General features: G+C 62.7%; 11 protein-coding genes. 2 read left to right on the top strand and 9 right to left on the bottom strand.

Features of this window, described 5'->3' with window-relative positions; all coding sequences use genetic code 11:
* The first annotated feature begins 3 nt into the window (after positions 1–3).
* Positions 4–1,500 carry an exopolyphosphatase gene (gene ppx / locus ACMGGW_RS23510; protein ID WP_043142260.1) on the top strand — a complete coding sequence of 499 codons (1,497 nt, stop codon included), beginning with the start codon at positions 4–6 and terminating at the stop codon, positions 1,498–1,500.
* A 32-nt stretch (positions 1,501–1,532) separates the two neighbouring features.
* Here the strand turns inward: ppx and rep are convergent, their stop codons facing one another.
* The gene (gene rep / locus ACMGGW_RS23505; protein ID WP_043142264.1) at positions 1,533–3,557 is read right to left on the bottom strand and encodes a DNA helicase Rep; all 2,025 of its coding nucleotides are present in this window, start codon (positions 3,555–3,557) and stop codon (positions 1,533–1,535) included.
* A 109-nt stretch (positions 3,558–3,666) separates the two neighbouring features.
* Here rep and ppiC point away from each other — a divergent pair, with 109 nt between their 5' ends.
* Positions 3,667–3,948 (top strand): peptidylprolyl isomerase PpiC, encoded by a 282-nt coding sequence (gene ppiC, locus ACMGGW_RS23500; protein WP_004934175.1) that lies wholly within the window; start codon positions 3,667–3,669, stop codon positions 3,946–3,948.
* Positions 3,949–3,974: 26 nt separating this feature from the next.
* On the opposite strand, the gene ACMGGW_RS23495 is transcribed toward ppiC, so the two are convergent.
* The 8 genes from ACMGGW_RS23495 to bcsQ form a co-directional block, all read right to left on the bottom strand.
* Positions 3,975–5,477, bottom strand: a complete 1,503-nt coding sequence (locus ACMGGW_RS23495; protein ID WP_025304850.1) for a M16 family metallopeptidase — start codon at positions 5,475–5,477, stop codon at positions 3,975–3,977.
* Between the two features lie 260 nt (positions 5,478–5,737).
* Positions 5,738–7,024 (bottom strand): dicarboxylate/amino acid:cation symporter, encoded by a 1,287-nt coding sequence (locus ACMGGW_RS23490; RefSeq protein ID WP_016929514.1) that lies wholly within the window; start codon positions 7,022–7,024, stop codon positions 5,738–5,740.
* A 273-nt stretch (positions 7,025–7,297) separates the two neighbouring features.
* Entirely contained in the window at positions 7,298–9,304 is a 2,007-nt protein-coding gene (gene hmsP, locus ACMGGW_RS23485; RefSeq protein ID WP_025304849.1) for a biofilm formation regulator HmsP, read from the bottom strand.
* A 228-nt stretch (positions 9,305–9,532) separates the two neighbouring features.
* A complete protein-coding gene (gene bcsC / locus ACMGGW_RS23480) occupies positions 9,533–13,006 on the bottom strand; it encodes a cellulose synthase complex outer membrane protein BcsC (RefSeq protein ID WP_197832513.1) in 3,474 nt (1,157 codons plus the stop codon).
* Positions 12,988–14,100, bottom strand: coding sequence for a cellulose synthase complex periplasmic endoglucanase BcsZ (bcsZ, locus tag ACMGGW_RS23475; protein ID WP_025304847.1), 1,113 nt, complete (start codon positions 14,098–14,100; stop codon positions 12,988–12,990). Before bcsZ ends, bcsC begins: the two co-directional genes overlap by 19 nt.
* A 5-nt stretch (positions 14,101–14,105) precedes the next feature.
* Entirely contained in the window at positions 14,106–16,412 is a 2,307-nt protein-coding gene (gene bcsB / locus ACMGGW_RS23470) for a cellulose biosynthesis cyclic di-GMP-binding regulatory protein BcsB (RefSeq protein ID WP_197832512.1), read from the bottom strand.
* A 62-nt stretch (positions 16,413–16,474) separates the two neighbouring features.
* On the bottom strand, positions 16,475–19,078 hold the full coding sequence (gene bcsA / locus ACMGGW_RS23465; protein ID WP_060434820.1) for a UDP-forming cellulose synthase catalytic subunit: 2,604 nt from the start codon (positions 19,076–19,078) through the stop codon (positions 16,475–16,477).
* A complete protein-coding gene (bcsQ, locus tag ACMGGW_RS23460; RefSeq protein WP_025304844.1) occupies positions 19,075–19,815 on the bottom strand; it encodes a cellulose biosynthesis protein BcsQ in 741 nt (246 codons plus the stop codon). The genes bcsA and bcsQ overlap by 4 nt, the downstream gene beginning before the upstream one ends.

The raw sequence follows: 19,815 nt of genomic DNA, 5'->3' as shown, positions 1-19,815 counted from the left end.
GCCATGCTCAGCTCCAGCACGCTTTATGCTGCCATCGACCTCGGCTCCAACAGCTTCCACATGTTGGTGGTGCGCGAGGTAGCCGGCAGCATTCAGACTCTGGCGCGGATCAAGCGCAAGGTGCGCCTGGCGGCCGGGCTGGATCAGCACAATCACCTGTCGCATGAGGCCATGCAGCGCGGCTGGCAGTGTCTGCGGCTGTTCTCCGAACGCCTGCAGGACATTCCGCGCGAGCAGATCCGCGTCGTCGCCACCGCCACGCTGCGCCTGGCGTCCAACGCCGATGAGTTCCTGCAGGTCGCCGAGCAAATCCTCGGCTGCCCGGTGCAGGTGATCAGCGGCGAAGAAGAGGCACGGCTGATTTATCACGGCGTCGCGCACACCACCGGCGGGCCGGATCAGCGGCTGGTCGTCGACATCGGCGGCGGCAGCACCGAACTGGTCACCGGCACCGGCGCACAGGCATCGCAGCTGTATAGCCTGTCGATGGGCTGCGTTACCTGGCTGGAGCGCTACTTCAGCGACCGCAACCTCGGGCAAGAAAACTTCGAGCGCGCCGAACAGGCCGCGCGCGAAATGGTGCGGCCGATCGCACCGCAGCTGCGCCAGCAAGGTTGGCAGATCTGCGTCGGCGCTTCCGGCACCGTGCAAGCGCTGCAGGAGATCATGGTGGCGCAAGGCATGGATGAACGCATCACCCTGCCCAAGCTGCGCCAGTTGAAACAGCGTGCCATTCAGTGCGGCAAGCTGGAAGAGCTGGAGATCGAAGGGTTGACGCTGGAGCGCGCGCTGGTCTTCCCGAGCGGCCTGTCCATTCTGCTGGCCATTTTCCAGGAGCTCGGCATCGAGAGCATGATGCTGGCCGGCGGAGCGCTGCGTGAAGGCCTGGTTTACGGCATGCTGCATCTGCCGGTGGAGCAGGATATTCGCATCCGCACCATCCGCAACCTGCAGCGCCGTTACCTGATCGATACCGAGCAGGCCGAACGCGTGAGCCAGCTCGCCGCCAATTTCTCGCAGCAGGTCGCCAACGAATGGCAGTTGGACGCACGATGTCGCGAGCTATTGCACAGCGCCAGCCTGATCCACGAACTCGGCCTCAGCGTCGATTTCAAGCAGGCGCCGCAACACGCCGCCTACCTGATCCGCCATCTGGACTTACCCGGCTTTACCCCGGCGCAGAAAAAACTGCTGGCCACCCTGCTGCAAAACCAGAGCAACCCTCTCGACCTGTCGCTGTTGAACCAGCAAAACGCCCTGCCGCCGCGCACCGCGCAGCGTCTGTGCCGCATTTTGCGCCTGGCGATCATCTTCGCCAGCCGCCGCCGCGACGACACGCTGCCGGCGGTGCGTTTACGCGCCAATCAGGACGATGAACTGACGGTGATTTTGCCGCCGGGGTGGCTGGAACAGCATCCGCTGCGCGCCGAGGCGCTGGAGCAGGAAAGCCACTGGCAGAGCTACGTCCACTGGACGCTGCGGTTGGAAGAACAACGTTGAAATGACCAGGGCGCGATGAGCGCCCTGTCTTTTTAATTCCCGCCTTTGGCCTTGGCCAGCTGGGCGCGGATATTGGCCAGATGGCTCTGCCCTTTCTGCATCCGCTCCTGCGGGCTCACCACTTTGCGCTCGGTTTCCCACGCCAAATCGTCCTGCGGCAACTCCAGCAGGAAGCGGCTCGGCTCCGGCCGCACCAGCTCACCGTACTGACGGCGCTCGCGGCACAGGGTGAAGATCAGCTCTTTTTGCGCGCGGGTGATCCCCACATAGGCCAGACGCCGCTCTTCGTCGACATTGTCTTCGTCAATGCTGCTCTGGTGCGGCAGCAGGCCCTCTTCCATGCCCACCAGGAACACGTAAGGGAACTCCAGCCCCTTGGAGGCGTGCAGCGTCATCAGCTGTACCTGATCCAGTTCTTCTTCGCTTTCGCCGCGCTCCATCATGTCGCGCAGGGTGAAGCGCGTCACCACCTGGGTCAGCGTCATCGGCTCGTCCAAATCGTTGCCTTCCAGCATCTCCGTCATCCAACCGAACAGCGTGTTGACGTTCTTCATCCGCATTTCGGCGGCCTTCGGGCTGGTCGAGGTTTCAAACAGCCAGCTTTCATAATCCACGCCGCGGATCAGATCGCGCACCGCCGCCACCGGCTCACGCTCCGCCTGTTGAGCGATGCCGCCCAGCCAATGGGTGAAGCGCTGCAACGATTCCAGCCCGCGCCCGGTCAAGTGCTGGCTCAGCCCCAGATCGAAACTGGCGTGGAATAAACTCTTGTTGCGCTGGTTGGCCCATTCGCCGAGCTTCTGCAGCGTCGCCGGGCCGATCTCGCGCTTGGGGGTATTGACGATGCGCAGGAAGGCGCTGTCGTCCTCCGGGTTGGTCAGCACGCGCAGGTAGGCCAGCAGATCCTTGATCTCGGGGCGCGAGAAGAACGAGGTGCCGCCGGAAATCTTGTACGGAATGCGGTTCTGCATCAGCATCTTTTCAAACACCCGCGACTGGTGGTTGCCGCGGTACAGGATCGCATAGTCGCCGTAGTTGGTCTTTTTCACGAAGTGGTGGGCGATCAGCTCCCCCACCACCCGCTCGGCTTCGTGCTCCTCGTTGTTGGCGGTCACCACTTTCAGCTCTTCGCCATACCCCAGCTCGGAAAACAGCCGTTTTTCAAACACGTGCGGGTTATTGGCGATCAGGATATTGGCCGCCTTCAGAATGCGCTCGCTGGAACGGTAGTTTTGCTCCAGTTTGATCACCTGCAGCGCCGGGAAATCCTCCTTCAGCAGCACCAGGTTCTGCGGCCGCGCGCCGCGCCAGGAGTAGATCGACTGGTCATCGTCACCCACCACGGTAAAGCGCGCGCGGTTGCCCACTAACAGCTTCACCAGCTCGTACTGGCTGGTGTTGGTATCCTGGTATTCATCCACCAGCAGGTAGCGGATGCGCTGCTGCCAGCGTTCGCGCACCTCTTCGTTGCGTTGCAACAGCAGCGTTGGCAACAGGATCAGGTCGTCGAAGTCCAGCACGTTGCACGCCCGCATATGGGCGTGGTACAGGCCGTAGCAGTGGGCGAACAGCTTGTCGCGCTCCGAGCGCGCCAGCTCCGCCGCCCGCTGGGGATCGATCAGGTCGTTTTTCCAGTTGGAGATGGTCGAAATCAGCTGCGCCACCAGCGTTTTATCGCTTTCCAGCCACTTTTCGGTCAGCTCTTTCAACAGCGCCAGCTGATCCTGGTCGTCGAACAGCGAGAAGTTGGATTTCATCCCCAACGCCACGTATTCCCGCTTGATGATCTCCAGCCCCAGGGTATGGAAGGTGGAAATCATCAGCCCGCGCGCCTCTTTGCGCCCCAGGGTTTGCGACACGCGCTCTTTCATCTCGCGCGCGGCCTTGTTGGTAAAGGTCACGGCGGCGATGTGCCGCGCCTGGTAGCCGCAGTGGTGGATCAGGTGGGCTATCTTGTTGGTGATAACGCGCGTCTTGCCGGAACCGGCACCGGCCAACACCAGGCAGGGCCCGGTAACGAATTCGACGGCTTGTTGTTGGCTGGGGTTTAATCGCATGGTGCTGGCTTGCTCGGCTGTAAAACGTGGAAGGGAATTGTAGCAGAAAGCGCCGACGAGATTTAGCGGGTATAATCAGCGCAATTTTCGCATCGACAAAGGCAATACCATGGCAAAAACGGCGTGCGCCCTGCACATTCTGGTAGACAATGAAAAGCTGGCCAACGAGCTGCTGGCCAAGCTGAAGCGCGGCGTCAGCTTCGACACGCTGGCGCGCAAATACTCGAGCTGCCCGTCAAAACGCAACGGCGGCTCGCTGGGCGAGTTCAACAAAGGCGCGATGGTGCCGGCGTTCGATAAAGCGGTGTTCAGCATCCCGCTGCTCAAACCTTACGGCCCGGTCAAAACCCAGTTCGGTTACCACATCATCAAGGTGCTGTACCGCAACTGAGGGGGCCTGAGCCCCCCTGCGGCGAATTACTGCGCGCTGGCGTCCGTCGCCGGCGCTGCCACCGCGGCGTCGGCCGGCTTGGCTTCTTCCGTCACCACCGCCGGCGCCGGCATCATGATGCCGTCATAGGTTTCCTGCAGCTGCTTCATGCTCATTTCCGGCTCGCCCTTCGGCTGCATCAGCACTAGCGTCGCCTCCTGAGAAAGCTGCAGCTTCAGCGCCTGATTCAGCGTCTCCAGCGTCAGGCTGGACAGGAACTCCTGGCGCAGCTTCTGATACAGCTCCGGCGCGATATCCACCACCCCGCTCTGTTGCGAGCGCAGACGCTGGCTCATCAGCACATCGGTGTCGGTACGGGCGTAGGTCGCGAACAGCTTGCTCAGCTGATCGTTTTTCTGCGCCAGCAACGCATCGAATTCTTCTTTCGACAGGCCGTTGTCACGCACGTTGGCCAGCTCGCGGGCAATAAAGCCCAGGCTGCCGTTCAGATTGTTGTTCGGCGTATCCAGATGAATGGCGCACTGCCCTCGTTGATACTGCACGCGGCAGTCAAAGCCCAGATGCAGGCTCTTCTGTTCGCTTTTTTCCAGCGTCTGCTGGAGATGCCAGAACAGCGCCTCGCGGGCGAGATCGCCGCGCCAGTAACGGAGCAGGCTCTGCGAATCGCGAATCGGGTGCCACGGCGAATCCCACATGATCGACAGCGTGTCCTGTTTCACCTGCTCGCTGATCAGGCTCACCGGCTGCTGCGGCAGCGGTGTCAGCGTCGGCATCGGGGCCGGGGTTTCACGTTTGCCTTGCAGCGGCGAGAACGCCTTGTTGATCTGCTCGCCCAGGCTGCGGCTGTCAACCTTGCCGACCACGAACAGCGTCATGGCATCCGGGGTATACCACTGTTGGTAGAATTTCTTCAGCTGCTCGAGGTTGACCGGCCGTTTTGCCGGCTGCGCCGGATCGTGCGCCAGCAGCGTCGAGCCTTTCAGGCGGTAACGCCACCAGACGTCTTGGGTATTAGGCGGGAAAGTGCCGACCGGATTGATGCTGGAATTCATCACCGCATGCACCGTATGCTCGTCGATCGCCAGTTTGCCGGTGGTATCCGCCAGCCAGGCCAGCGCTTCTTTCAGCAGGTCGGGCCGGTTGTTCGGCAGGCTGAGGTTATACATGGTGAAATCATACGAGATGATAGCCGGCGGCAGCGGCCGCTCGTTATCCACGCTCTGCTGCCACAGGGCGCGCAGCTGCGGCGCCGTGAAGCTTTCGCTACGCGCCAACGCCAGCCGCGGCAGCAGATGGGCAAAGCCGGTCTGCTGAGAAGACTCCACCAAAGAGCCGGTATTGACGATCAGCCGCAGTTCAACGCGGTCACTCGGCCGCTGCGGCGTATCGAGAATCTGCCATGAAAACCCGTTGGCCAACGCCCCCTGCTGCCAGGCAGGGTCGGGTTGTAGTGCTTCAGCCTGCACGCTGCTACTGGCTGCAGCCAATAGCAACCCACCAACTATAAGATGAATTCTGGTGCCCTGCATGTGAACCCCTACTTAATGACTATCCAATTTCTTATGCAAATGCGTGTATTCCATTCAATGGAATCATAAAAATACGCCCTGAGTTTCACGGTGGGGCGGAAAGCAGAAAGTGTACCACCGTGTTAGACCGCGCGCCTTTGCGGATGTCACTCATTAGAGTGAAAAATAATGGATTGCGGGGTTTTTAATGCAAAAAATCGTTACGAGGCAGGGGAAGAACCTCACCGGCCGCGGATGCGGCCGGTGATTTACCGCCGATATCAGGCGGAAGGCAGCGTTTTGTCCGCGCCGGTGTTTTTGTTGTTCAGCGTGTCTTTCAGCTGTTTTTCATCCAGCTGGTTACACCATTTTGCCACCACCACGGTCGCCACCCCGTTGCCCACCAAGTTGGTCAACGCACGGGCTTCCGACATGAAGCGGTCGATGCCGAGGATCAGCGCCAGGCCGGCCAGCGGCAGGTGGCCGACGGCGGAGATGGTGGCGGCCAACACGATAAAGCCGCTGCCGGTGACACCCGCCGCCCCTTTGGAGGAGAGCAGCAGCACCACCAGCAGGGTAATCTGATGCATGATGTCCATGTGGGTATTGGTCGCCTGAGCGATAAACACCGCGGCCATGGTCAGGTAGATAGAGGTGCCGTCCAGGTTGAAGGAGTACCCGGTCGGAATAACCAGACCCACCACTGATTTCTTGCAGCCCAGCTTCTCCATTTTATCCAGCATGCGCGGCAGCGCGGATTCGGACGACGAGGTCCCCAGCACGATCAGCAGCTCTTCTTTGATGTAGTTGACGAATTTGAAGATGCTGAAGCCGTTGGCGCGGGCGATGCTGCCCAACACCACCACCACGAACAGGATACAGGTGATATAGAAGCACACGATCAGTTGGCCGAGTTGCACCAGGGTGCCGACACCGTATTTACCGATGGTAAACGCCATAGCGCCGAAGGCCCCCAGCGGCGCCAGGCGCATGATCATGTTGATGATGCCGAAAATCACCCGCGAGAAGCTGTCGATCACGTTGTAGATCAGCTGCCCTTTGTCGCCCAGACGATGCAGGGCGAAGCCGAACAGTACCGCGAACAGCAGCACCTGAAGAATGTTGCCACTGGCGAACGCGCCGATCACGCTGCCGGGGATGATGTCCAGCAGGAACGGAATGATGCCCTGCTGCTGTGCCTGCTCGGCGTAGACCGCCACCGCCTTGGCGTCCAGCGTGCCGGGATCGACGTTCATGCCGGCGCCCGGTTGCACCAGGTTGACGATCACCAGACCGATAATCAGCGCGATGGTGCTGACGATTTCAAAATACAGCAGCGCGATGGCGCCGGTGCGCCCCACCGCCTTCATGCTTTCCATGCCGGCGATGCCGGTCACCACGGTGCAGAAGATCACCGGTGCGATGATCATCTTGATCAGTTTGACGAAGCCATCGCCCAGAGGTTTCATCTCGGCGCCGAGGTCAGGGTAGAAATGGCCAAGCAGGATACCCAGCGTGATCGCCGTCAGTACCTGAAAATAGAGGCTCTTAAAGATCGTTGTTTTCATATGAACATCCTATGGGGGGAAGACACGCACCAGGCAGCAGTCTAAAAATCCAGCCTGTTCATTGCTTGCGCGGAAAATAACACCCACTTAACAACATGGAAATAATTTGTTGCACCCGCCCCTGAGGGTTGATGTGAATTTAAGAGCTGAAACGCGTCAGTCGAGGTGCAAAGCTGAAAATTGCGTAAGCCTTTGTTTGCACTAACGCAAAAGAGGTATATGAAGAATAGCGATTTTCGGACGGGGAAAAGTACCGGAAAGGTCACGCGGCGCTCACGGCGCCGCGCGGCAAAACTCGGCTTCGAACGCTTCGCGCGGCAGCGGCCGGGCGAACAGGAATCCTTGCCCGCTGCGAATGCCGTGCTGCAGCAGCCAGTCGCGCTGCCCGGCGTTTTCCACGCCTTCGGCCATCACCGGTAACGCCAGCACTTCGGAGATCGAACTGACGATACGCGCCATCGCATCGTCGGCCGGCAGCCCCTGAATGAAGCTGCGGTCGATTTTGATCAAATCGATCGGCAGGGATTTCAACCGGTTCAGGTACTCCAGGCTGGAGTAGCCCATGCCGAAGTCATCTAGCGCGATAGACAATCCCAGATCGTGCAGCTCACGCAGCAGCGCCAGCGCGTGGTCGAGATCGTCGATGCGTACCGTCTCGGTGATCTCCAGCAGCAGCTTGCGCGGATCGATCCGATACTGCGCCAGCAGGTTTTTCAGATGCGGAACAAACGCCTCATGTTGCATCTGAATACCGGAAACGTTGACCGCCAGCGGCAGCGCAATGCCGCGTTGCTGCCAGTCCGCCAGGATGCGGCAGGACTCTTCCAACACCCAGTTGCCGAGAGGCACGATCACACCCAGCTCTTCCGCCAGCGGGATAACGTCGGCCGGCAGGGTATAGCTGCCGTCATACTGCTGCCAACGCAGCAGCGCTTCGGCGCCGATCACCTCGTTGGACTGCATGTCGATCTGCGGCTGCAGGAACAGCGTGAAATGCCGCTGCTCGATGCCGTGCAAGATCTCGCTCTCCTGGGTCAACCGCTTCTGCGTGCGTTCCGTCAGGCTGGGCTCGAAGAACAGGATCTGATTTTTTCCTTCGCGGTGCGCGGACATCATCGCCGAGGTGGCGCTGCGCAGCAGCTGTTCCGCACTCTCCCCCTGATTGAGGTAGTGCGCGATGCCGATACTGGCGTTGGGCCGCAGCGCCAAACCTTCCAGCGTCAACGGCGCGTTGATCTCCGCCATGATACGCCGCGCCAGCTGCATGGCGTGGAACGGCCGCTCGATGCCCTTGGCCAGAATGGCGAATTCGGTATTGCTCAGCTGTGCCAGCACGCCGTTTTCGTCGATGCAGCCGCGCAGCTTCTTCGCCAACGCCAGCAGCAACGCTTCACGCATCGCCGGGCTCATCACGCCAGACGCTTCATGCAGCGTCTCGATGCCGATCACCAACAGGTTAAAACGCTCGGGGCGCAGGCTGGAGGCGATATGCTGTTCCAGCAACGCGTTCAGCAACGCCGGATTTGGCAATTCGGTCACCGGGTGGCGGGTGCTCAGGCGGCTCATGTCGGCATGCGCCTTGGCCAACGTCTGTTGATTGCGGTTGTAGTTGCGCACCAGCAGGCCGAGCTCGTCGTCCTGGTGCAGCGCCGGCAGCATCAGTTGGTGATAGGGCGCTTCGTCCTGCGAGATGTTCTCCAGCTCTTTGGCCATCGCGCGCAGCGGGTGCACCATCAACCGGTTCATGCACCAGGTGATGGCCACCGACAGGATCAGCGCCAGCAGCAGGTAGGTCGACAGCATGGTCGACAAAATGCTGAGGATAAACTGGTACATGCGGAACGAATCGGCCTGCAGCACCAGATAGGCCAGCGGCTGCTGGTTGGCCGGCACCCGTTCCAGCGAATAGAGCGGCACGGAAATTTGGATAGGCAGTTCAAACAGCCGGGCGATCAGCGTCGGCACCGGCCGCTCCGGCGGGAAATTGGCGTGCAGCGCCTGAAACTCGTTCGGCAAGACGATATCCGCCCGACTGAGAATGCCGACCGGCAACAGGGTGTTCAGCACCCTTTTGGCTTCCGGCACGTCCATCCGCAGCACCGCTTCCGCCAGCGGCTGGCGCACGGAGTGAGCGATATTCTCCAGTTGCTGGGCGTAGTCATCCCTGCGCTGCTGCACAAAGTGGAATAACTGGATCACGATAAAGATGCAGATCGTGACCAGCGCCACGCCGGACACTGTCGCCATCTGCTTAATCGTTAACGAACGCCTGACCCGCAAACCTGCTCTCCGTGAAATCGGGCTAAAACAAAAAGGGGGCTGACTCTCACCCGCCCCCTCGAACCGGGCTGAGTATACTCGATCATCGGCTGTTTTTATCTGGCTATGCCGCAGGCAAAACCAAGAAAATCGCGGGTTTCAGTCTTTTCCTAAAGCGAACAAACACGACCCGGACACAGGGTAACAAAACTCCCCGGCGTCCGACACTCCGAATCTTTCCCCTTCCGACTACTTAAAGTCGGCGTAAGGCGTCAGCGGCTGCGGCGGCAAATCGAGATCCCCCTGCCAGCCGGCCAGGGAATAGCGCAGATAAATCAACGCGTGGCTCGGCGTATAGTCCTTCGCCTGTTGAATGTCGATGCCGGCGCCGAGCGTCCAGTGCGAACTGAGACGGCGTTCGACGATTGCCCGCAGGGTATAACCGACGCCGCTTGAGGAGCTGCCGTCCTCGACGGCGAACTTATCGGGCAACGAATCCGGGATCAGCCCCTGCAGTGGATAACGGCGCTGGCTGTCGGTTTTGGAATGGGACAGCGAAACCGAACCGCCCAGCTCCCACGACCAGTTCTCGGTGCGCTGACGGTAGTTGACCGGCAGCGACAGAGACAGATATTGCTGCGGGCTGTAATAGCCGCCCTGCCCCAGCGAATAACCACTCAAATCCTTCTGGTAATGCCACAGCATGGTATTGAGCCCGACGCTCAGGCGGCGATTGTCTTCGTTGATCAGCTTGTAGTAGTAACCGGCCATCAACCGCTGCCGCTGGTTGTCCGCCACATTCTTGCCGGTAATCTGGTGCGCGCTGAGATCTGCCCACACGCCGTTCGCCTCGCCGCGATCGTAGCTGGCGCTCAGGCTGACGCCGGTGGCGCGCACGCCGCCCCAGGTGGTACCGGTGTTCGGATCTTTGGCACCGCCGAACGCCAGCAGCGAGCTGGAGATCGGCCGCCGCGAGGCCGCCAGCGTCCAACCGATGTGGTTCCAGTCGCCGCTGTAGGCCAGGCCGCCGGTCCAGTCGACCACCTCAAAGCCCATCGGCGTCGTGCCGATATCGGCGGCCCAGCGATCGTTTTTCCAGCCGGCCGCCACGCTGGTGCCAGTGGTTTTCTGGTGTTCATCGCCGCGGCACCCTTGCGTGTTGCAAGTGCCGAAGGTCTCGTAATAGTGGCCGCTGCCGTCGGTCGAGAAGCGGCCGGCATCCAGCTGCACGGTGTCAGTGCGCAAGAAGGCGCGCCCGTCATACAGCGGCATGTCCACCTGCAGCATGGTGTCGTGCGCGTTGAAGTCGGAAATGCCGCCGGTGCCGCTCGAGCGCCAGTAATCGTGATCGAGCGTGACGTTCACGTCTTGCTGTCGATACAGATCCGCGGCGTCGGAGCGGATGCCGCGTTTCAGCCAGTCGTCGCCCGCGTTATTGCGCGTCAAATAAGTGTAGCTGTCATTATCCTGCGGCAGCGTCGGCGTGATGCCGCCGGCCACCATCGCCTGCCGGAAATCCTGCTGCGCCCGCTCAGGCTGTTGCTGAGCCCGCTCCAGACGGGCGGCATCACGGTAGATCAGCGCCTTGGTCTGCCCGACGGGTTCTGAAGCCGCCGCCGTTTTCAGCCGGCCGAAGAGCGCGTCGGCCTGCTGCGCATCGCCGACCGCACTCCAGGCGTTGGCAACCCGCCGTTGGCTGTTGAGCGAAGCGTCTTGCGGCTGCGGTTCGGTTTTCAGCCGCTGGCGCGCCGCGTCAAGATCTCCCTGCGCCACATAGGCTTCGATCTCGCCCAGCTGCGCATCCGGATTGTTCGGTTCACGGCGTTTCACCCGCTGATAGTCGTCCAGCGCCGCCGCATACTCCCCGCGCGCCAGCGCCCAGTCGGCGAGCAGCAAATCGATGCGCGTGTCCGCCGGCTGCCGGCGCAGATAGGCTTCCGCCGCCGGTTCGTCACCGGCCGCCCGCAGCCCTTCGGCATGCGCGATCGTCGCCTGCATTTTCAGCCGCTGCGCCAGTTCGCGCATGTTGTCGTTCCACTGCGCCGCCGGCAGCGTATTGAGCTGCGCCAGCGCCTGCCTGTCGCGATCGCTGCCGGAAAGATAGAGCGCATAGGCGTAGGTCAGCTGCGGATTGGCGTGCTGGCGCTGCGCCAGCTGCCGGAACAGAGCGTCCGCCTGCTGCGGCTGCCCAGCCTGACGCAGCGCCTGCGCGTAGCGATAGGTCAGCCAGACATCGTCGGGATCCATCGCCTGGGCGCGGCGATAAATTTCCACCGCCTGTTGCCACTGTTGCTGCTGCGCCAGCGTCTCCGCCTGCTGTTTCAACATGTCGAGCCGCAGCCCGTCGAAGGTGCTGCGCAGCTTGGCCTGTTGGCTGCGCGGCAGGCCGCTGAGGTAGGCCAACGCTTTTTCCGGCGACTGCCGTTGATAGATATTCACCAGGCCGCGCAGCGCGCTGCCGTTGCCGGGATCGCGTCGCAGCGCCTGCTGATAAAACCCTTCCGCCGCGGCGTCATCCTTGCTCGCCACCGCCACATCGCCCAGGCCGATAAACGCATCGCCGTCGCTGTCGTCGAGCTGGCGCGCCTGCTGATATTTCTGCCGGGCCAGCGCGAGATTGCCGGCCTTGAGCGCTTTGTCGCCCTCGTCGATCGCCAGCCAGTAGCCGGTGCTTTTGATCAGGCTTTGCCATTTGCCGCTGCCGTAGCCATTCTTGTCGGCGGCCAGCGCCTGGCGGAACAGTTTCAGCGCCTGCGGGCGGTTGCCGGCGCGCGAGTAGGCCTGGCCGAGCGCCCCCAGCACCTCGGCGTCGTTCGGCGCCGCCGCCAACGCCTTTTGCAACTCAGGAATGGCCGCCCGGCTGCCTCCTTTATCCACCTGCGCCAGGCCGCGCACCCGCGCCTGATAAGCCGGATCGGCCAACAGCTTCTGCTGTCTGGCCAGCTCTTCGCGGGCGCGGGTCGCCTGATCGCCGGTGTCGAACACGCCGAGGAAACGGTTGAGCGCCGCCACGCTTTGCGCGTTGACCGGCATCGCTTTGACCTTGTCCAGCCACAGATCGGCGGCATCGCCGCGCCCGGCCGGATCGGCGGCGATCTTCTGCAGCAGTTCATAGGCCTGCGCGTCCTGATTCTGACTGAACAGCATGCGCGCCAGCGACATGCGCAGCGCCACGTTGCCGGAATATTGCTGGTCCAGCGCCTGCAACTGCTTTAACGCCTTCGCCTCCTGCCCCGGCAAACGCGCCACCAGCCGCCAATACTCCACCGCCAGATCGAGCGTCGGCGGCTCGCCGTGGAACAGCGCATCGTACTGCGCCTTGGCCTCCGGCAACCGGCCGGCGGTCGCCATCAGGCGCGCCTGCTGCAGCTTTTGCCGGGTTTCCGGCTGGGTCAGCAGCATGTTCATTTGCGCCTGGCGATAGGCGCTGGACTGCGGCGCGAGGGTTTTCAGCTTGTCCAACTGCTGTTGCGCCAGCGCCATGTTGCCCTGCCGCAGCGCCAAACGCATGCGCGCGGCGATCACGTCCGGGTTATTCGGATCCATCAGCTCGAGCCGGTACAGCGACTGGCGCACCAGATCGTCCTTGTTGCCGGCCTCGCCAATGCGCACCTGCTCCAGCAGCCACTGCTCCGGGGCCACGGCCTCCGCGGCGCGCGCCTGCGGCAGCATCGCCAGGCTCAGCGGAATCAAATTCAGCCAGTTTATTTTGAAGTTGTGCATTGGCCGTCCCACGAGGGTTGCAATTCACCCTGACGATTAAAGCGATAACGTTGTTGATCCCACCCCTGACCGAACAGCGTCAGCGAGGCGCTGAAATAAGCGTCGTCACCCGGCGGATGTTCGCTGATGCGTTGCCGCTGTGTCGCCAGCGCCTCGGCCTGCGTCGCCAACATCGGCAGCATTGAGGCGGAAAAGCCGACCGGACCGTCACCGGTGGTTTTGCCGCTGGCGGTATCGGTTTTCTCCGGCGGCACACCCTGTTTGGCGGTGAGCTGCGCCATCGGCTGGAAGCGTGCGAGCAGCGCCGCCTTATGCTCATCGTCGTCCGCCAGCATGCCGGCCCACAGATAGACCCGAATCGCGTCGTAGCTGCCGACGTTCGGCTTGACGGTATCCGGCTGCCAGCCGGTGCCGACTCGCCACACCACCCAGTCCGGTGAGAAGCCGTGCGGCGCGCTGTCCAGCCACAGCCGCTGATTGACCTGGCGCATCGCGCGCCACGGGCCGTTCAGCGCCGCAAAACGCGCCAGCAGCTGCGGCGGCAGGTAGCTGGGGTTCAGCCGCCAGCGATCTTCCGCCACAAACCCGACTTTGCCCGGCAGCAACATCAGGCCCAGGCCGGGGATGTCGGCCACTTCCTCGCGGCCGATGCGTTGCAGCAGCAGCGTTCCCAGGGTTTGATAACGCCGGCTTTTCCACAGGCGGCCGGCTTCGAGCAGGTTATAAGCGATCCACAGATCGGCATCTGACGCCGAGTTGGCGTCCAGCACCTTCCACTGCTTGTCGTCGCTCTCGCCCCACAGCCAGGCGGGCAAACGGGCGCTGAGATCGCCCGCCGCCAGGTTGTTCTCCGTCCAGGCCAACAGCCGATCGAAGGTCGGCCGGTCGTTGGCCACCAGAGCGAAGAACAGGCCGTAACTCTGTCCCTCGGAGGTGGTGATCTTGTTCGGACTGCTCGGATCGATCACCCGCCCCTGCGGGCTGATGTAGAATTGCTTGTACTGTTGCCAGCCCGGCCACTCGCAGGCCGCCGCCGCGCTGAACGCACACAGCAGCAGCATGCCGAGCGACAAGCGTTGCAGCATCGCGCTCACCGCCGTCAATCCCGATCTTCAGGCGCCAGACGACGCCGGCTGAAGGCCTTCAGGCCGCGCCACAGCATCAGCCCCAGGATCACCACCAGCGCCACCGCGATCACCGCCAGCAGGACCGGATGGGTGGAGAGGGCATACCACAGCCGCTCCCACCACGGCAGGTGGCCGACATAGTAAATATCGCCGACGCGCAGGCTGTTGACCCCTGATTCGCGGATCACCGCCACCGAACCAAACACCGCGGCGCGCTTGCCGCTGTCCAGCAGGGCATTGTTGAGCAGCTCATAGCCGCGCGGGCTGTCCGCCAACAGCGCCACGATGCTGCGCTGGTCGTTGAACGGCGACTGTACGCCGATGATCGCCGACATTGCGCCCTCGGAGCTGACGGTGGTCTTGCTGTCCGGCTTGGTGTCCTCTGCCAGCACTTCCGCACTCGGCAGCGGCGGCTGCCGCGTCGGTTGTTTCACCCAGCTTTGGGTCGCGTCCACCAGCAGGCTGATTTTCTTGTCGTCGCGCAGCGCCTGAGGAATGGTGCCGACCATCAGGATATCGTCGTCACGATCCTTGGCCTGCGACCAGTCGTCGCTCAGCGTAAAGGCCAGCGCCGGATAGCCGGTTTGCGCGCCGATCACACCCAGCGCGTTCAGCAGCGCGCTGACCTGTGCCGGCTGCGGTTTCTGATTCACCAACACCAGCGTTTGCGACAGATCTGCCAGGCGGCTGAACGGGAAGCCGGCGTTGGCGAAGGCGCGCAGGTCCGGCATCGCCATAAAGTGGCGGTAACCGGAGAAATCGATGGTAGACGCGCCGTCGATCACCGCGTGGTTTTGCGTGAAGGAATAGGTTTCGCAGCGCCCTTCCGCGCCGCTGGCCAGCAGCGTGGTGTAGTCAAAGTCAAAGCGCAGCTGGTTGGTAGCCCCCAGCCGCAGCGCCGGGATATTGACGTTCTTGTCGGAGTCGAGCAGCCCCTGCGTCAACGGCAGGCGCAGCAGCTGCGCGCCCTGTTCGTGTTCCGGCACCAGCGAGTACGCCTGCACAAACTGGTTGTTCAGGCTGACGCTCAGCCGCGAACCGTCCTGAATGCGCGGCGCGGTATAGCGGTATTTCAGGTGCATATCGATGCCGGTACTGCGGATCAGGAACAGGTCCGGCGGCAGGTTCATGGTCAGCGAAATTGGGCCAGGCTCGATGCCGCTGGTTTGCAGCTGTTCGGCATATTGCTGCAGCTCGGCGAAGGTCATCGGCCGATCGGTGCGCACCCAGTTCGGCGCGTCGTAAGGCTGGCGCGGCGCGAGCTGCTCCACCTTGTCCACCGTCACGTTCTGGCCACGGAACAGGATGTTGCCCTGCGCGATGCCCTTCACCGCGGTGATCAAATCGTTGTCGTCACGCCCCTGAATCAGCAGCAGTTTGACGTACGGATTGTCGGGGTGGCTGATCATCTCCACCGTCGGGCCGTTGACCGCCGGATAATCGCGCAGGAAATCCGGACGCTGCTGGTTGGTGGCGAACACCACCGCGTGCTGCGCCGGCAGCGCGTTGTACAGTGTCGGGAAAGATTGCCCGCGCCACTGCGCCTTGCTGCCGAACCAGGAGGCCAGAATGCCCGCCGCGCGCTGCTGGGCCAGATCCGGCTGGCCGGCGAACACCATCGGCAGCGTCAGCGGCCGATTATCGCGGCTGTCGAAGAACGGCTCAGGGAAGTGCGACAGCTCATTTTTCACCGGCAGCGTCTGGAAACGCAGCTTCAGCGCGCTGGATTTGCTGACATCGAGCCACAGCGAGGTGCTGGCCGGGTTTTCGCAGATGTTCTGATAATGGCCGACGAACACCAGCCTGACGCGGTTAAAATCGGTGATATAGCGCGGATCGATCGCCATCTGGATGCGATTGGGCTTACCCAACTGCTCCTTGGCGATCGTGGTCACCCCCATCAGCTCGTCGTTCAGGTAGACCTTGACGTGCGACTCCACCGGGATCAGCGCCGGCGACGGCGTGAACTCCATATCGAGCATCGCCTGCGAGACCACCTCATCGCTGCGCACGCCGAATTCGATCTGCCCGTCGGGCCGGGTGCCGCGCAGAACAAAGGTGCCCGGCGGCGGCGCTATCTGCGCAAACGGCAGCGACACGTCGCGCACCGGCGCATTCGGATCCTGCGGCGCGGCGGCCGGCGGTGGCGCGGTCGCCGTATCGGCCGCCGCGGCGATCGGCGGCTGGGCCGCCACGGTCGGCGCGGTGGCGGTTTCGGCCTGCGACAGGGTGCTGATGCCTAAGGCCAGAGCAGTTAACCAGGTTATTTTTCTCGTCATCGTATCATCATCAATGTTGGAGCCTGTTCACCGGGCGAGTGAGCGGGCGGTTGAACTCGCAGCTAACCCACTGTTTCTTGTTGACCCAAGGTCGGATCCCTGCCGACGCCGCGTGGAATAAACGACACGACCCAGGCGGTCAGCGACGTGACTCCGACCAGCAGACCGCGCACCAGCGGCGGCGCGTAATCCGCCATGCGCACATAGCCCCGGAAGCCCAACGCCAGCACGTCGCGCAGGCTTTCGATCGGCCGGTCTTCAGGGAACCCGTCCTGCCACAGCGCCCAGGTATCGGCGCGGGCGAAGGTGCACTGAATGAAATCGATGTGTTCACGGGTAGAGAGACTGACCAGACGCACCCCCACCTTGTTGCCGAAGGCGCGCGTCACCACGCAGGGGAAGCTGTACTCCTGCTGGCCACGCTTGAGCAGCAGCGAGGCTTTGTCGCCGTCTTTCAACGCGTTTTCCACTCGCATCTCAATGCCCACGCCGCCGTCGGAGTAATCGCGCAGCGTGCAGGGGTAGAGGTGGCCGTCGGCACGCGCGATCGCCGCCGGCATGGCGATCTCCACGCGGTGCGCCTGACGCACCTGCTTGGCCTCTACCGCCACCGCCACCGCGCCGCCGAGAATGGTCATGTTGTACAGCACCCACACCAGGCTGATGATCACCGTCATCACCTCGTCCGTCGGGCCATAGGCCAGCCGCCAGGCGCCGAACGCCAGCCCGGCCAGGTTAAGGATCACCAGGAACATATAAGGTCGGGTGATCACCCAGTCTACGTGCTCCTCCTCCACCAGTCCGCCCTTGGCGGTGACGTTGAATTTGCCCTTGTGCGGATTGAACAGCGCCACCGTGGTCGGCCGCGCGATATACCAGGCCAGCACCGTTTCATAGATTTCGCTCCAGAACGAATGGCGGTATTTCCCCTGGATACGCGAGTTGGTCAGGCTGGCGTGGATCATGTGTGGCAGCACATAAAGCGCGATCGCCAGCGCCGGCGCGAAGATGATGTAGGCATGCAGCAGCAAAAACGCCAGCGGTGCGGTGAGGAAGATCAGCCGCGGAATGCCCGACAGGAAGTGCAGCATGGCGTTGGCGTAGCACAGGCGCTGCGCCAGTTTCAGCCCCTTGCCCAGCAGCGGGTTGTCGAGCCGGAAGATCTGCACCATGCCGCGCGCCCAGCGAATGCGCTGGCCGATGTGCGCCGACAGGCTTTCGGTCGCCAGCCCGGCAGCCTGCGGAATGCGGATATAGGCCGAGGTATGCCCGCGCCGGTGCAAACGCAGCGAGGTGTGGGCGTCTTCGGTGACGGTTTCCACCGCGATGCCGCCGATCTCGTCCAGCGCGCTGCGGCGCAAGATGGCACAAGAGCCGCAGAAGAAGGTGGCGTCCCACATGTCGTTGCCGTCCTGCACCAGCCCGTAGAACAAGGTGCCCTCGTTGGGCGTCTGGCGGAAACGCCCCAGGTTGCGCTCGAACGGATCCGGCGAGAAGAAGTGGTGCGGGGTCTGCAGCATCGCCAGCTTTTTGTCTTTGAAGAACCAGCCCATGGTCAGCTGCAGGAAAGAGCGCGTCGGCACGTGGTCGCAGTCGAAAATCGCCACGAACTCGCCGGTGGCCTGCTTCAACGCGTTGTTGATGTTGCCGGCCTTGGCATGTTCGTGGGTCGGCCTGGCGATGTATTTCACCCCCACTTCGGCGGCGAACGCACGGAATTCGGGGCGATTACCGTCATCAAGGATATAGATATTCACCTTTTCCTTCGGCCAGTCGATGCCCAGCGCCGCATAGACGGTCGGCTTCACCACCCCGAGGTCCTCATTGTAAGTCGGCACCATCAAATCGATGGTTGGCCAGGTCGCGCTGTCAGCGGGCAACGGCACCGGCTGGCGATTAAGCGGCCAGATAGTCTGGAAATAGCCCAGCACCAGCACCACCCAGGCGTAGGTTTCCGCCACCAACAGCAACAGACCGCACACCAGGCTAAGTGGATCGTCCCAGTTCAGCGTGGCGGTATAGCGCCACCACAGGTAACGGCAGGAGACGGTCAGCGACAGCACGATCAGCATCAGCGCAGGCAAGCGCCCCGGCACCCGGCGCACCACCATCGCGATCCCCCACAGCAGCACGACGAACACGAATTGCGCCGACAGATCGAACGGTTGCGAGATGCACAGCATGGCGAGGATCGCCGCCAGCACGCCGACCAGAATAAACAGCGCGCGTCGCATGCCGCGGTTCATGCGGCCGAGGCGCTCTACCGAACGCTGTTCCACGCCGGCGTTTTTCAGCCGCTGCGGCAGGCCCTGCAGCCAATCGGCGTAGCGCTGCTGCAGCCGACGCCACCCAGCGAAATAGTCACGCTGCACTGGCGCGCGGCCGCTGCGGAACAGCAGTAGCCACAGGCCCTGCAGCAGATAGCGCAGCGCATCCGCCGGGCGTGGGCGTTCGGCGGACAGATGCGGGAACCAGTAAGCGCGGCCGGTACGCACACGCTGCCAGGCCGGTGATTCAAAGCGCAGCAGCATCCACCCCAGCGCCACCAGCAACGTGGCAAAAAACGCGGTCAGCGCCGACGCGCCGTTGCGGCGATAGCCGCGGTAGCGCGCCTGCACCGCCTGACGCACCGGCGGCACCAGCAGCAGGCTCAGCACCCGGCTCATGGCGCAACACCCCGTTTGAGGTTGATCAGGCACCAGTTGGCCAGCGTCAGCACTTCATCCGCCGCCAGACTCTCGGGGCGGTACTCGCCCAGCGGCTGTTTGACCGCCAGCGCTTCCGCCAGCGCTTCATCGCGGTGGATCACCACCGGCAACAGACCGCTCAGGGTTTGCAGCCACAGCTGATGCAAATCCTGCTGCAGCTGGCTGGCGGAGGAGTAGTGATTGACCAGGAACCGGCAGTCGTTCGGCAGCGTCTGCTGATGGAGCCGTACCTGACAGTTGGCGTCGGGGTTCAACAGCATGAACACGCTGTCGGCTAGCTGCAGCGCCTGCTGCGCCAGAGCGCCGTCCCCGATCGGAACATCCAATAGGATCCAGCGCTGCGGATCGCCGGCGCTCAGTTGGCGCAGGTTGTCGCGCCAGCGTTCGGGCAGCTGCTGACACTGACGCTGCACTTCCAGCCGTTCCGCCGCATTCAGGCGGCCAAACGGCAGAAAATCGAGGTTTTCACAATAACGCAGCGCGCCTTCCTGCCAACCGCCGCCGTCCTGCTCCGCGCGGGCCCAGCCGCGTGCCAGTTCGAACGGCGTGTTGAAATGCAAGCGCAGCAGATTATCCGGCGTGAAATCGATCGCCAACACCGACTCACCCAGCTGCTGCAACGCCCAGGCGAGCGCCGCCGTGACCGACGTCGTCCCCATCCCACCCCGCAGCCCTTGCAGCGCGATCACCGGCAT

The organism is Serratia sp. BNK-4, assembly GCF_048685115.1.
In the GTDB taxonomy this organism is placed as follows: Bacteria; Pseudomonadota; Gammaproteobacteria; order Enterobacterales; family Enterobacteriaceae; genus Serratia; species Serratia bockelmannii.
Note: the sequence above shows the minus strand (reverse complement) of the source record. Positions and strands in the feature narration are given on the sequence as shown.

Excerpts from the sequence above, each read along its gene's own strand:
- bcsC (WP_197832513.1), bottom strand. The coding sequence starts at position 13,006 with ATGCACAACTTCAAAATAAACTGGCTGAATTTGATTCCGCTGAGCCTG.
- bcsQ (WP_025304844.1), bottom strand. The coding sequence starts at position 19,815 with ATGCCGGTGATCGCGCTGCAAGGGCTGCGGGGTGGGATGGGGACGACG.
- ppiC (WP_004934175.1), top strand. The coding sequence starts at position 3,667 with ATGGCAAAAACGGCGTGCGCCCTGCACATTCTGGTAGACAATGAAAAG.
- ACMGGW_RS23490 (WP_016929514.1), bottom strand. The coding sequence starts at position 7,024 with ATGAAAACAACGATCTTTAAGAGCCTCTATTTTCAGGTACTGACGGCG.
- rep (WP_043142264.1), bottom strand. The coding sequence starts at position 3,557 with ATGCGATTAAACCCCAGCCAACAACAAGCCGTCGAATTCGTTACCGGG.
- bcsB (WP_197832512.1), bottom strand. The coding sequence starts at position 16,412 with ATGACGAGAAAAATAACCTGGTTAACTGCTCTGGCCTTAGGCATCAGC.
- ACMGGW_RS23495 (WP_025304850.1), bottom strand. The coding sequence starts at position 5,477 with ATGCAGGGCACCAGAATTCATCTTATAGTTGGTGGGTTGCTATTGGCT.
- bcsA (WP_060434820.1), bottom strand. The coding sequence starts at position 19,078 with ATGAGCCGGGTGCTGAGCCTGCTGCTGGTGCCGCCGGTGCGTCAGGCG.
- ppx (WP_043142260.1), top strand. The coding sequence starts at position 4 with ATGCTCAGCTCCAGCACGCTTTATGCTGCCATCGACCTCGGCTCCAAC.